Annotated in this window: 5 protein-coding genes; all 5 read left to right on the top strand. The window is 71.6% G+C overall.

The features are described 5' to 3' along the window. On the top strand, positions 1 to 1,440 hold a 1,440-nt coding region (locus AAHZ94_RS05305), incomplete at its 5' end, for a beta-ketoacyl reductase (protein ID WP_349990939.1). Between the two features lie 46 nt (positions 1,441 to 1,486). Next, complete coding sequence (locus AAHZ94_RS05300) at positions 1,487 to 8,131, top strand: SDR family NAD(P)-dependent oxidoreductase (RefSeq protein WP_349990937.1); 6,645 nt, start codon at positions 1,487 to 1,489, stop codon at positions 8,129 to 8,131. Positions 8,132 to 8,252: 121 nt separating this feature from the next. Beyond that, positions 8,253 to 13,964, top strand: a complete 5,712-nt coding sequence (locus tag AAHZ94_RS05295; RefSeq protein ID WP_349990935.1) for a type I polyketide synthase — start codon at positions 8,253 to 8,255, stop codon at positions 13,962 to 13,964. Then, positions 13,961 to 14,398 (top strand): nuclear transport factor 2 family protein, encoded by a 438-nt coding sequence (locus AAHZ94_RS05290; protein WP_349990934.1) that lies wholly within the window; start codon positions 13,961 to 13,963, stop codon positions 14,396 to 14,398. Before AAHZ94_RS05295 ends, AAHZ94_RS05290 begins: the two co-directional genes overlap by 4 nt. A 35-nt stretch (positions 14,399 to 14,433) precedes the next feature. Next, positions 14,434 to 14,901, top strand: coding sequence for a nuclear transport factor 2 family protein (locus tag AAHZ94_RS05285; protein WP_349990932.1), 468 nt, complete (start codon positions 14,434 to 14,436; stop codon positions 14,899 to 14,901). Positions 14,902 to 14,989 lie beyond the last annotated feature (88 nt).

Below are 14,989 nucleotides of genomic sequence, written 5' to 3'. Positions count from 1 at the left end.
ACCCACCACCTCGCCACCCTCCTCAACCCCCACCAACCCGAAGACCAAACAGCAATCCGCACCACCACCCACACCCGACGACTCCACCACACCCCCACCACACCCCACACCACACCCTGGAAACCCACCGGAACCACCCTCATCACCGGCGGCACCGGAGCACTCGGCACCCACATCGCCCGCTGGCTCGCCCACCAAGGCGCCCCCCACATCCACCTCACCAGCCGCACCGGACCCAACACACCCGGCACCCAACAACTCACCCAAGAACTCACCCAACTCGGCACCACCCTCACCATCACCGCCTGCGACACCAGCAACCCCCAACAACTCCAAAACCTCCTCAACACCATCCCCACCCACACCCCCCTCACCACCATCATCCACGCCGCCGGTATCGCGGAGAACACGCCGTTCACCGAGTTGGACCTGCCGCACATGGACGAGGTGTTGCGGTCGAAGGCGCTGTCCGCGTGCCACCTGCACGAGTTGACGAAGGACCTGGATCTCAGCGCGTTCGTCCTCTTCTCCTCCGGCGCCGCCACCTGGGGCGGCAGCCACCAAGGCGCCTACGCCGCCGCCAACACCTACCTCGACGCACTCGCCGAACACCGCCGCGCCCTCGGCCTCCCCGCCACCAGCATCGCCTGGGCCCCGTGGGGTGAGACGGGCATGGCCGCGGACGAAGCGGCGCGTACGTACTACAACCGGCGCGGCATGAACCCACTCGATCCGGAGCTGGCCGTGCGCTCCCTCCAGCAGGCGCTCAGCCAGGGTGATACGAACCTGGCCGTCGCGGACATCGACTGGGCGAAGTTCCCGGCCAGCTTCACCGCACAGCGGCCGAGCCCCCTCCTCGCCGATCTCGCGCCCACCACGCCAGATGCGGCCGGCGGGGCGGAGCCCGCGGCGGTCGACAACGCGCTGCGGCAGCAACTCGCCGAGAGCTCGCCGGGTCAGCAGCACCACATCGTGCTGCACCACATCCAGACCACCGCGGCGCAGGTGCTCGGCCATCCCGGCATCGACGCCGTACCGGCCAGCCAGCCCTTCCAGGAGCTCGGGTTCGACTCGTTGACGGCGGTCGAGTTCCGGAACCAGTTGGCCGCCTCCACCGGCCTCGACCTGTCACCGGCACTCATCTTCGACCACCCCACGCCGAAGGAGCTGGCCGACTTCGTACGCGAGCAACTCGTCGACGAGGAGGTGGCGTCGGAGGGTCGGCTGTTGTCGGAGCTGGACCGGTGGGACGCGGCGTCGGCGTCGGCCGAGGTGGACGAGGCAGCCAGGCGGCGCATCACCGGGCGTCTCCAACTGCTGTTGGCGAAGTGGAGCGAGCCGGAATCCGACACCCAGCGCACGACGGCTCACAGCGACCTGGAGACCGCGACCGCGGAAGACATTTTCGACCTCATCTCCGACGAGTTCGGAAAGTCCTGAGCCCGATGTTCCCACCCTCCGTGCCGTGCCAAGGAGCCTGAGCCAGATGTCCAATGAAGAGAAGCTGCTCGATCACCTCAAGTGGGTGACCGCCGAACTGCGCGAGACGCGGCAGCGGCTGCGTGCCGCCGAGTCGGCCGAGCCTGAGCCGATCGCCATCGTGGGCATGGCGTGCCGCTACCCGGGCGGCGTGCGGTCGCCGGAGGACCTGTGGGAGCTCGTACGCGACGGCGGCGACACCATCTCCGACTTCCCGACCGACCGGGGTTGGAACACCGAGGATCTGTTCGACCCGGACCCGGAGCAGTACGGGAAGTCCTATGTGGACCAGGGCAGCTTCTGTTACGACGCGGTCGCCTTCGATGCGGCGTTCTTCGACATCAGCCCGCGTGAGGCGCTGGCCATGGACCCGCAGCAGCGACTGCTCCTTGAAACAGCCTGGGAGGCATTCGAGCGGGCCGGGCTCAGCCGAGACGCGCTGAGCGGCAGCAACACGGGGGTCTTCGCCGGTGTGGGCGCCCACGACTACCTGTCGGTCATCGGGAACATCACCAGCGACGTCGAGGGTTACGTCGGCGCAGGCAACCTCGGCAGCGTGGTCTCCGGCCGGGTGGCGTACACACTGGGGCTTGAGGGCCCTGCGGTGACCGTGGACACGGCCTGTTCGTCGTCGCTGGTGGCGCTGCACCTGGCCAGTCAGGCGCTGCGGCACGGCGAATGCGATCTGGCGCTGGCCGGTGGCGTCGCGGTGATGGCCACGCCGGGTGCGTTCATCGAGTTCTCCCGGCAGCGCGGCATCGCACCCAACGGGCGGTGCAAGCCATTCGCGGCGGCTGCCGACGGCACCGGCTGGGGTGAGGGTGCCGGGCTCATCGTGCTGGAACGGCTGTCCGACGCGCGCCGCAACGGCCGCCACGTACTGGCCGTCATCCGGGGCTCGGCGATCAACCAGGACGGTGCGAGCAACGGCCTCACCGCCCCCAACGGCCCCTCCCAGCAGCGCGTCATCCGCCAGGCTCTCGCCAATGCGAAGCTGTCCACGGCCGAGGTGGACGTGGTCGAGGGGCACGGCACCGGCACCACGTTGGGTGACCCGATCGAGGCGCAGGCCCTGCTCGCCACCTACGGCCAGGGGCGGCCCGACGGACGGCCCCTGTGGCTGGGCTCCATCAAGTCCAACATCGGACACACCCAGGCGGCGGCCGGTGCGGCCAGCATCATCAAGATGGTGATGGCCATGCGGCACGGCGTGCTGCCCGAGTCGCTGCACATCGACGCGCCCAGCCCGCACGTGGACTGGAGCGCCGGCGACGTACGGTTGCTGACCGAGCAGGTGCCGTGGCAGCGGGCGGACGGGCCGCGCCGGGCGGGTGTCTCCGCGTTCGGGATCTCGGGGACGAACGCGCACGTGATCGTGGAGGAGGCTCCCGAGACACCCGAGGGTCCCGAAGCAACCCAGGCGCCCGGAACGTCTCTGGAAGGGGAAGGCACGCAGCAGGGCACGGAGTCGGTCGTGGTCGGGGGTGGGCCGTTGCCGTGGGTCCTGTCGGCTCGTACCCCTCAGGCGCTACGAGCCCAGGCACAGGCCCTGGCCGACCACCTCACCCGCCACCCCCACCTCTCACCCATCGACATCGGCTGGTCCCTAGCCACCACCCGCACCACCTTCGACCACCGCGCCCTCATCACCACCACCCACCCCAACGAACTCCCCACCACCCTCAAAGCCCTCGCCACCGACCAACCCCACCCCCACCTCACCACCCCCGACACCACCCCCACCCCCACCGACCACGGCCCCGTCCTCGTCTTCCCCGGCCAGGGATCGCAGTGGGTGGGGATGGGCGCGGGGTTGCTGGAGTCTTCGCCGGTGTTTGCGGCGCGGGTTGCGGAGTGTGAGCAGGCGCTCGCCCCGTACGTGGACTGGTCGCTGACCGAGGTCCTGAGGGGTGGCGTGGATGCCGCTGACCTGGGTCGGGTTGATGTGGTGCAGCCTGTGTTGTGGGCGGTGATGGTGTCACTGGCTGCGGTGTGGGCGGACCAGGGGGTGACACCGGCCGCCGTCGTCGGACACAGCCAAGGGGAGATCGCCGCGGCCGTCGTCGCCGGGGCACTCACCATCGAAGACGGTGCGAAGGTGGTGGCCCTGCGCAGCAAGGCGTTGCGCAAGTTGGCGGGTGGCGGAGCCATGGCGTCCCTCGCACTCAGTCAGGACAAGGCGGTTGATTTCCTGGCTGGGCTTGGCGAGGCGGCGTCGGGTGCTGGTGTGGCGGCGGTCAACGGGCCTGGTTCCACGGTGATTTCGGGTCCGCCCGAGCACGTACAGCACGCGGTGACCGCGCTGGAGGAATCGGGCGGTCGGGCGCGGCTGATCGACGTGGACTACGCCTCGCACAGCCCGCAGGTCGATGAGATCGCCGACGAGCTGCACGAGGTGCTGGCCGGGATCACACCCACCCGGTCCGACATCGCCTTCTACTCCACCGTGACGGCTCAGCGGATCGACACCAGCGAGCTGTCCACCGGCTACTGGGTCACCAACCTGCGCGAACAAGTCCGCTTCGCGGATGCCGTACGCGTACTCCTGGCCGACGGACACCGGGTCTTCATCGAAGCCAGCACCCACCCCGTCCTCACCGTCGGACTCCAAGAAACCTTCGACGACACAGGCATCCACGCCGCCGCCGTCCCCACCCTCCGCCGCGACCAAGGCGGAGTCGACCAACTCCTCCGCTCCATCGGACACGCCTACACCGCAGGCATCACCATCGACTGGACCCGCTGGTACCCCACCAACCCCACCCCACACACCGTCGACCTCCCCACCTACGCCTTCCAAAGCGAACGCTACTGGGTGGAGGGCGGTGGCTCCGGTGGTGACCCGGCTGAGCTGGGGCTTGCGGCTGCGGGGCATCCGTTGCTGGGTGCGGCCGTGGAGGTGGCCGATGGCGGTTCGTACCTGCTCACGGGGCGGGTGTCGACACGGACGCACGGGTGGTTGGCCGATCACGCGGTGCTCGACACGGTGCTGCTGCCGGGCACCGCGTTCGCGGAACTTGCGCTGCACGCGGCGCGCCGGGTGGGCTGTGACCAGGTGGCCGAGTTGACGTTGCACGCGCCGCTGGTGCTTCCGGCGGGGGCCGCGGCTGAAGTGCAGGTCGCCGTCGGGGGTGCGGATCACACGGGTCAGCGGCCGGTTTCGGTCCACTCCCGGGTGGCCGGCGAGCCCGATGCGGGTTGGACCCGGCACGCCACGGGTGCGTTGGAGAGCGCGCCGGCCGCCGCCCCCGAGCCGCTGGACGGCGCATGGCCGCCGGCGGGCGCCACGCCGCTGCCGGTCAGGGACTTCTATGCGCAACTCGCCGACCACGGCTATCTGTACGGGCCCGCGTTTCAGGGGCTGACCGCCGCCTGGCAGCTCGGGGACGCGATCTACGCCGATGTGCTGCTGCCGGAGCGGGAGCGGGACAAGGCGGGTGAGTACGGGGTGCACCCTGCGCTGCTCGATGCGGCGCTGCACGCCCGTGCGCTGGCGGTCGCGCCGGGTTCGGACGAGGCGGAGCAGGTGCTGTTGCCGTTCGCGTGGACGGGGGTGCGGCTGCGGGCCACCGGGGCGAACGCCCTGCGGGTGCGGATCGCACCGACCGCGGCCGACCGGTTGACGCTGACCGCGGCCGATCCGACCGGTGCGCCGGTGGTGTCGGTGGCGGACCTGATCCTGCGGCCCGTGGCCGGTGACCGGTTGAACCGGGCCTCGGTCGGCCGTAACTCGCTGTTCCAACTGGCCTGGCCGCCGGTCGCCCTGCCGGATGCGGTGTCGCCGGCGGCGCGGGCTGTCGTGGGTCACGGTGCCGATGCCGGGGCCGAGACGTTGGCCGCTGCACTGCCGGGCGCCGACCGCTATCCGGCGCTGGCCGGGCTGCGAGCCGCCGTGACCTCCGGGGTCGCCGCGCCCGCCACCGTCCTCGTCCACCTGGCATCGTCCGACCCTGCAGCGACGCAGGGCGGCGTCGACGTGGACCTTGCGGCCGGAGCGCACCAACTTGCCGATAAAGTAAGGGAGTTGGTGCAGGAGTTCTTGGCTGCTCCGGAGTTGGCGGACAGCAGGCTGGTAGTGGTGACGCGGCGTGCGGTGGCCGTGCACGGGCACGAGGACGTGCTCGACCTGCCGGGCTCGACGGTGTGGGGCCTGGTGCGCAGCGCCCAGAGCGAGAACCCGGGCCGGTGTGCCCTGCTCGACCTGGACGGGAGTCGGGCGTCGCAGGATGCGGTGGGTGCGGCGCTGGCCCTGGCCGAGCCGCAGGTGGCGTTGCGCGAAGGGCAGGCGCACGTACCGCGGCTGGTGCAGGACGCGGAGGGGCGGCGGCTGGCCCCGCCGGAGGGTGTGTCGGCGTGGCGGCTCGGGTTGGTCGGCCAGGGCAGCCTGGAGAACCTGGCGCTGGTCGGTTGCCCGGAGAACACCCGTCCGCTCGATGCGGGTGAGGTGCGGGTGCGGTTGCGGGCCGGTGGGGTCAACTTCCACGACGTGGTGGTGGCGCTCGGCATGGTCGAGGACCCCAGGCCGCTCGGTGGCGACGGGGCAGGCACGGTGGTCGAGGTCGGGCCCGAGGTGACCGGGTACGCGGTGGGCGACCGGGTGATGGGCCTGTTCAACGGGACCGGGCCGCTGGTCATCACCGACCAGCGGATGATCACCAGGCTGCCGGAGGGTTGGACGTTCGCGCAGGGTGCGACCGTGCCTTCGGCGTTCTTGACCGCGTACTACGGCCTGGCCGACCTGGGTGGGCTGCGGGCCGGTGAGCGGCTGTTGCTGCACGCGGCGACCGGCGGGGTGGGGCTGGCCGCGGTGCAGTTGGCCCGGCACTGGGGGGCCGAGGTGTTCGCCACGGCCAGCCCCGGGAAGTGGCATGCGCTCCGTGAACGGAAGTTCACTGACGAGTGGATCGCGTCCTCGCGCTCACTGGACTTCGAGGAGCGGGTACGGGCGACGGCCGGTTCGGTCGACGTGGTGCTCAACTCGCTGGCGGCCGAGTTCGTGGACGCCTCGCTCCGGCTGCTGGCGCCCGGCGGTCGCTTCATCGACATGGGGCGTACGGACGTCCGTGACCCCGATGCGGTCAGCGCGGCCCACCCCGGTGTGACGTACCAGGCGTTCGACCTGGTCACCGGGGCCGGCCCGGATCGTATCCAGGAGATGCTGGCCGATCTGTCGGCGCTGTTCGGCGACGGCACGCTGGCGCCGCTGCCGACGACGGTGTGGGACATTCGGCGGGCGCCCGACGCGTTCCGGTTCTTCAGCCAGGCGCGCCACATCGGCAAGATCGTGCTGAGCATTCCGGCCGAGCTCGATCCGAACGGCACGGTTCTGATCACCGGGGGCACCGGCACGCTGGGCGCTGCCACGGCACGCCATCTGGTCAGCGCCCACGGCGTACGGCATCTGCTGCTGGTCAGCCGCCGTGGGGCGGCGGCTGAGGGGGCCGGCACGCTGGCTGAGGAGTTGGCGGAGCTGGGGGCGCAGGTCACGGTGGCCGCCTGTGACAGCGGTGATCGACAGGCGCTGGCGGTTCTGCTGGCGGCGGTGCCGGCCGAGCACCCGCTGACGGCCGTGGTGCACGCGGCCGGGTTGCTGCGGGACGCCACGGTGCAGGCGCTCACCGCCGAACAGCTCGACGAGGTGCTGCGGGCCAAGGCGGACGCGGCCTGGCTGCTGCACGAGCTGACCCGGGACGCGGAGCTGTCGGCGTTCGTCCTGTTCTCCGCGGCGGCCGGGCTGCTCGGTGCGGCCGGGCAGGGCAACTACGCGGCGGGCAACACCTTCCTGGACGCGCTCGCCCACCACCGGCAGGCAAGCGGTCTCCCGGCCACCTCGCTGGCCTGGGGTTACTGGGCGCAGGCCACCGGGATGACCGGGGAGATGACCGACGCCGACCGGGCCAGGCTGGCCCGCGCCGGCATGGTGGGGTTGGAGACCGAGCAGGGCATGGCGCTGTTGGACGTCGCGCTGTCCAGCGGGCAGCCGCTGCTGGCGCCGATCCAGCTCGACCTGCCCGCGCTGCGGCGGCAGGCCCGCGGCGCCGAGACGGAAACCCCGGCCGTCTTCCGCCAGTTGGTGCAGGCGGCAGCCCCACAGGCGGCGGCCAAGGTGGCGGAGTCCTCGGCCCCGGCCCTGGTCCAGACGCTGGCGGGCCTCACCGAAGAGGACCGGCAACAGTTCCTCCTCGACCTGGTGCGCTCGCACGTGGTGACGGTGCTCGGGCACGAGAGCACCGAATCGGTGCAGGCCACGCAGAACTTCCGGGAGCTCGGATTCGACTCGCTGACCGCCGTCGAGCTGCGCAACCGGCTCAGCGCCGCCACCGGCGTACGGCTGCCGGCGACCTTGGTGTTCGACCACCCGACGCCGATCGCCGTGGTGCGGCTGCTGCGGGAGCTGCTGGTGCCGGCGGGCGGCGCGCCCTCGGATTCGGTGCTCGACGAGCTGGACCGGGTCGACGCCGCCCTGGCCACGGCGATCGAGGACCACGAGCAGCGTACGAAGATCGCCGCCCGGCTCCAGGACCTGCTGCGCAAGGTGAACGCCGCGGCGGACGGGGCGGAAGGTGACGAGGACTTGGAGTCGGCCACCGACGAGGAGTTGTTCGACGTGCTCGACAACGAGTTGCACATTCCCGCGGAGGACGGACTGTGATGACCGCCGCCGTACGCACCCGCCCGCTCGCGCGCGAGCTGCCCGCCGCGCCCGCCGGGCATCCCACGAACTCCCCACGCCCTGTGAATCCAGAAGGCCGCAACGATCGGGTTGATGTGACATGACGGATGACGAGAAGCTGCGCAGTTACCTCAAGCGCGCGACCGCCGATCTACGGTCGGCCAAGCGACAGTTGCGCGAGGTGGCCGACCGTGCGCGGGAGCCCATCGCCATCATCGGCATGGCCTGCGACTTCCCCGGCCAGGCGACGAGCCCGGAACGGCTGTGGCAACTGGTCAGCGACGGGGCGGACGTCATCTCCGGGTTCCCCGACGACCGCGGCTGGGACCTGGAGGCCCTCTACCACCCGGACCCCGAGAACCCCGGCACCAGCAGCGCCCGCGAGGGCGGGTTCCTGGAGAACGTCGCCGACTTCGACGCCGACTTCTTCGGCATCAGCCCGCGCGAGGCCACCGCGATGGACCCGCAGCAGCGGCTGCTGCTGGAGAACGCCTGGGAGGCGTTCGAGCGGGCCGGCATCGACAAGGACAGCCTGGTCGGCAGCGACACCGGGGTGTTCGCCGGCGTCGACTCCTACCACTACCTGTCGCTCATCGGCGAGACGACGGACGAGTCGGCCGGCTACGTGGCGACCGGCAACCTGGGCAGCGTGGTCTCCGGCCGGGTGTCGTACTCCTTCGGCCTCGAAGGGCCGGCCGTCACGGTCGACACGGCCTGCTCGTCGTCGCTGGTGGCGATGCACTTGGCGACCCAGGCACTGCGCCAGGGTGAGTGCAGTCTCGCGCTGGCCGGCGGCGTGACGGTGATGGCCACCCCCGGCGGGTTCACCGAGTTCTCCCGACAGGGTGCGCTCTCCCCCGACGGCCGCTGCAAGGCGTTCGCGGCGGCGGCCGACGGTACGGGCTTCGCCGAGGGCTCCGGCCTGATCCTGCTGGAGCGGCTTTCGGACGCACAGCGGAACGGCCGCCGGGTGTTGGCCGTCATCCGTGGCTCGGCGGTCAACCAGGACGGCGCGTCCAACGGTCTCACCGCCCCCAACGGCCCCTCCCAGCAGCGCGTCATCCGCCAGGCCCTCGCCAACGCCCGGGTGTCACCCGCCGAGGTGGACGCGGTGGAGGCGCACGGCACGGGTACGACCCTGGGTGACCCGATCGAGGCACAGGCCCTGCTCGCCACCTACGGCCAGGACCGACCCGAAGGCCAACCCCTCTGGCTGGGCTCCATCAAGTCCAACATCGGACACACCCAGGCAGCGGCCGGCGTGGCCAGCGTCATCAAGATGGTGAAGGCCATGCAGCACGGCCTGCTACCCGCCTCGCTGCACATCGACACGCCCACCCCGCACGTCGACTGGGAGGCGGGCGCGGTACGGCTGCTCACGGAGCCGGTCGCGTGGACGCCGAACGGACGGCCGCTGCGCGCCGGCGTCTCCTCCTTCGGTGTGTCGGGCACCAACGCCCACCTCATCCTGGAACAGGCCCCGGCACCGGCCGACGACCAACCCACCGCCCCCGCCACCGACGCCCCGGCCGCGGTGTACGGCGTGGCCCCCTGGGTGCTGTCGGCCCGCAGCACGGCCGCCCTGCGCGGCCAGGCACGGGCCCTGGTCGAGCACCTAGCGGCGACGCCCGCGGCATCGCCGGCCGACGTCGGCTGGTCGCTGGCCACCACCAGGTCCTCCTTCGACCACCGGGCCGTGGTCATCGGCCAGGACCTGGCCGGTCTCCAGACGGCTCTGGAGGCCCTGGCCACCGGCGAGGCCCACCCCGACGTCATCACCCAGGGCACCGCAGCCACCCCCGGCGACCTCGGCCCGGTGCTTGTTTTCCCTGGTCAGGGGTCGCAGTGGGTCGGAATGGGTGCGGGGTTGCTGGAAGCCTCACCGGTCTTCGCCGCGCGGGTTGCGGAGTGTGAGCAGGCGCTCGCGCCGTATGTGGACTGGTCGCTGGCCGAGGTCCTGAGGGGTGGTGTGGATGCCGCTGACCTTGGTCGGGTTGATGTGGTGCAGCCTGTGTTGTGGGCGGTGATGGTGTCGTTGGCTGCGGTGTGGGCGGATCAGGGTGTGAAGCCGGCCGCGGTCGTCGGGCACAGCCAGGGTGAGATCGCTGCGGCCGTCGTCGCCGGCGCGCTGTCCCTGGAAGACGGTGCGAAAGTGGTGGCCCTGCGCAGCAAGGCGTTGCGCAAGTTGGCGGGTGGCGGCGCGATGGCGTCCCTCGCGCTCAGTCAGGACAAGGCAGCCGACTTCCTCGCAGGGCTTGGTGAGGCGGCAGCCGGCGCAGGCATCGCAGCAGCCAACGGCCCTGGCTCCACGGTGATTTCCGGTCCGCCCGAGCACGTACAACATGCCGTCACCGCGCTGGAGGAGTCCGGTGGTCGGGCGCGGCTGATCGATGTGGACTACGCCTCGCACAGCCCGCAGGTCGATGAGATCGCCGACGAGCTGCACGAGGTGCTGGCCGGCATCACACCCACCACAGCCGATGTGGCGTTCTACTCCACCGTGTCAGCTCAGCGGATCGACACCAGCGAGCTGACCACCGGCTACTGGGTCACCAACCTGCGCGAACAAGTCCGCTTCGCCGATGCCGTACGCGTACTCCTGGCCGACGGACACCGAGTCTTCATCGAAGCCAGCACCCACCCCGTCCTCACCGTCGGACTCCAAGAAACCTTCGACGAGACAGGCATCCACGCCGCCGCCGTCCCCACCCTCCGCCGCGACCAGGGTGATGCGGCGCAGCTCGCGCGGTCGGTGGGGCAGGCGTTTGCGGCCGGGGTTGCGGTGGAGTGGCGGCGGTGGTTCCGCAGCGAGCCCACACCGCAGGTGGTGGACCTGCCCACGTACGCCTTCCAGCGGGACAGGTACTGGCTTGAGGACACCAGTGGCCACGGGGGCGACCCGAGCCAGCTCGGGCTGTCGGCCGCTGGGCACCCGCTGCTCGGTGCGGCTGTCGAACTTGCCGACGGCAGCGGGAAGTTGCTGACCGGGCGGGTCTCCGCCTCGGTGCAGCCCTGGGTTGCCGAACACGTCGTGGCCGGCACCGCCTTGGTGCCCGGTGCGGCGCTCGTGGAGTGGGCGCTGCGGGCCGCGGACGAGGTGGGTGGTGCGGGTGTGGAGGAGTTGGCGCTCCAGGCACCGCTGGTGCTTCCCGCGTCCGGTGGGTTGCGCGTGCAGGTCGCGGTGGCCGCTGCCGGTGCTGATGGGCGGCGTGACGTACGGATCTTCTCGCGGCCCGAACAGGACGCCGAGGCACCGTGGGCGTGCCACGCGGTAGGGGTGCTCAGTCCGCCCGCGGACGGTGGCGAGCAGGGTGCGGGGCTGACCGGTCAGTGGCCGCCGGCCGGGGCCGAGCCGGTGGACGTGGCCGAGTTCTACGCCCAGGCCGAGGCCGCCGGCTATGGCTACGGGCCGTCCTTCCAGGGTTTGGAGGCCGCCTGGCGGCAGGGGTCCACGGTGTTCGCCGAGGTCACGCTGCCGGACGGGGCGGGCAAGCGGGAGGGGTACGGCATGCACCCGGCGCTGCTCGACGCCGCGTTGCAACCCTCGCTGCTGATGGAGCAGCCGGACGGGGACGACGGTGGTGCGCTGCGGCTGCCCTTCGCCTGGAACCAGGTGCGGCTGTGGGCGACGGAGGCCAGTACGGTGCGGGTGCGGGTCACCCGGGACGCGGAGCGGGACGCACTGGGCCTGACGGTGGCCGATGCCGTGGGCGCGCCGGTGCTGAGCGTCGATGCGCTGGTGACCCGGCCGGCGGAGAGCGGGCAGCTCCAGGCGGCGACCGTGGCCCGGGGCGTGGACGGCCTGTTCGTACCTGACTGGACGGTGCTGCCGACGCTACCGGCACCCGCCGATGCGGGGCAGGCGCAGGCGGTGCTGGGTGACGGAAGTTGGGCCGTGCTCGGCGCCGACCCGTGGGACCTGGCCGGTCTGCGTGTGCCGGGTGCGGGTCCCGATGCGGCGCAGGTGGTGCGGTACGCGGACCTGCCGGCGCTGGTCACGGCGCTCGATGACGGTCAGCCTGCGCCTTCGGTGGTGCTCGTCGCGGCGCACGGCGATGCCGGTGACGGATTGCGGGTGGCGCAGGAGTTGCTGGGGTTGGTGCAGAGTTGGCTGCTGCGGCCGGCACTGGCCGATGCCCATCTGGTGGTGGTCACCCGGGGTGCGGTGGCGGTCGGCGACGAGGTGGCCGAGCGGGATCTGGCCGGTGCCGGTGCCTGGGGCCTGCTGCGGAGTGCGCAGTCGGAGAACCCGGGCCGGTTCCTGCTGCTCGATGCGGACGCCGATGTCGCGGACCTGCCCGCGGCTGTGCTGCGTGGTGTGGAGCTCGGTGAGCCGCAGCTCGCGCTGCGTGCGGGGCGGGTGCACGCGCCCCGGTTGGTGCGCGCGGGTGCCGGTGCGGTTGCGGTCGAGGACGCGGAGGGGCAGCTCGACCCGGCCGGCACGGTGCTGATCACCGGTGGCACCGGCACGCTCGGTGCCCTGGTGGCCGAGCACCTGGTGCGTACCGGGCAGACGCGACACCTGCTGTTGGTCAGTCGGCGGGGCGAGCAGGCCGCGGGCGCTGACGAACTCGCTTCCCGTCTGGGCGAGTTGGGCGGACAGGTGCGGATCGTGGCGGCGGACGTGACGGAGCCGGCCGCGGTGGCCGAGCTCCTCGCGGGGGTGCCGGCCGAGCATCCGCTGACCGGTGTGGTGCATGCGGCCGGCGTGCTGGAGGACGCGGTCCTCACCTCGCAGTCGGCGGACGCACTGGCCCGTGTGTGGGACCCGAAGGCGACCGCGGCGGCCACCTTGCACGCGGCCACCGCCGGCCTTGATCTGCGGCTGTTCGTCCTGTTCTCCTCCACGGCGGCCACGCTGGGCTCGTCTGGGCAGGCCAACTACGCGGCGGCGAACTCCTTCTGTGACGCGCTCGCCGCGCACCGGCAGGCGCTCGGGCTGCCGGGCGTGTCGATCTCCTGGGGCCTGTGGGGCGACGCGAGTGGGATGACGGGGCACCTGGACGAGGCCGCCCTGGAGCGGATGGCCCGCTCCGGCATCCACCCGATGAGCGCGGAGCGCGGGCTGGGTCTGCTGGACGCGGCGGTGGCGCACGGTGCGCCGCATCTGATCGCCATGGACCTGGACGTACGGGCGCTCGCCGGGCAGCCTGCGCTGACGCTGCCCGCGCCGCTGCGCGGTCTGACCGGTGGCGCCGCGGCGCGCCGTACCGCGGCGGCCAGCCAGCCGCTGACGGACTGGGCCGGGCACCTGGCGGCGCTGACCGCCGCCGAGCAGCACCGGGTGTTGCTTGAGCTGGTGCTCACGCATGCGGCGGCGGCGCTCGGCCACGCCGATCCGGGGCGCATCCAGACCGAGCGCGGCTTCCTTGAGCTCGGTTTCGACTCGCTGACCGCGATCGAGTTGCGCAACCGGCTGGGCAGTGTGACGGGCCTGCGGCTGGCCACCACGCTGATCTTCGACCACCCGAACCCGGTGGCGCTCGCCGCCCATCTGCACACCGAACTCGCGCCGCGCGCCGCGGACCCGCTGCCCCCGTTGCTCGGCGAGTGGGAGCGGCTGGAGGGCGCGGTGCTCGCGGCGGCGCAGGACGCGGCGGCGCGTGAGGCGTTGTACGAGCGGCTGCGCGCCACCATCGGGAAGTTGGACGCGCTCGGCGGTGGGCGGCCGGCGGCCGACCAGGAGCAGGGCGTGGACGAGGTGGCGGTGAGCGGAAAGATCCAGGACGCCACCGCCGACGAGATCTTCCAATTCATCGACCGGGACCTCGGCCGAAGCGACGACGGAGAGCACATGGGGAGCACGCATTGATTGACGAGCGGAGCCGGAAGAAGCTCATTCGTGAGCACAGTCGACTGATGAACGCCGCGGATGTCGACGGCCTGCTGGGCCTGTACGCGGACGAGGTCACGGTGGAGGACCCGGTCGGTGGCGACCAGCGGTCCGGGCGGGATGCGCTGCGCGCGCACTTCGAGGAGTTCGCCCGGGCCGGGGTGCAGGAGACGATGGGCGATCCGGTCGCGGGCCAGGACGGCAAGCACGTACTGGCCCCGGTCAGGGCCGTGATGGATTACCTGCCCAAGGGTCCGGTCTTCGTCGAGCGGGGTTGGATCGAGGCCCCGGAGCAGCCCGAGGGCAAGCGCATCAGTTGGGACTACGTGCTGATGTTGCGGACCGGGAAGGGCGGAGCCATCACGGAGTTCAAGGCCCTGTGGGGAAGGTCGGACATTGCCGTCACGGACTGATCCCGCGCCTGCCCGCACCCAGCGAGGAGATATCCATGGCCGATGAGGCGACCCTGAAGCAGTTGGCGCTCGAATACGCCAAGCGCATGAACGACGGTGATGTCGAAGCCGTTCTTGAGCTGTTCTCCGACGACGTCGTGTTCGAGGACCCGGTGGGTGCGCCGCCGCTGATCGGCAAGGACGCGCTGCGCGGCCACATCGCCTGGTCCATCGAGTGCCAGGTGCATGAGGAGCCGGGGCATCCGGTGGTGTCCATGGACGGCAAGAGCGTGGCCGTGCCGACGACGGTGACGGTGTACGCGCCGGCGAAGCTGACCTTCCAGATCATCGGCATCATCGAGCTCGGCGATGACGGGCTGGTCCACCACGCCCGGGCGTTCTGGGGCATCACCGACACCAAGGTGGGTGACGGTCCGGAGTTGACGGGGGTCGCGCACTTCATGGCGGTGACGCAGAACCTGGCCAAGATGGTGCAGGCCAAGGGCAGCCCTAGTCCGACTTAAGCGATGCCGGACATCATCACAGCGACGCCGCACCCGCTTTGGTGCGGCGCCGCCCAGACCGGCAGCAGGCCCGTGTCCGGCCCCGCGC

Source organism: Streptomyces sp. HSW2009, from assembly GCF_040240285.1.
Classification (GTDB): domain Bacteria; phylum Actinomycetota; class Actinomycetes; order Streptomycetales; family Streptomycetaceae; genus Streptomyces.
This window is presented reverse-complemented; position numbering and strand designations above follow the sequence as displayed.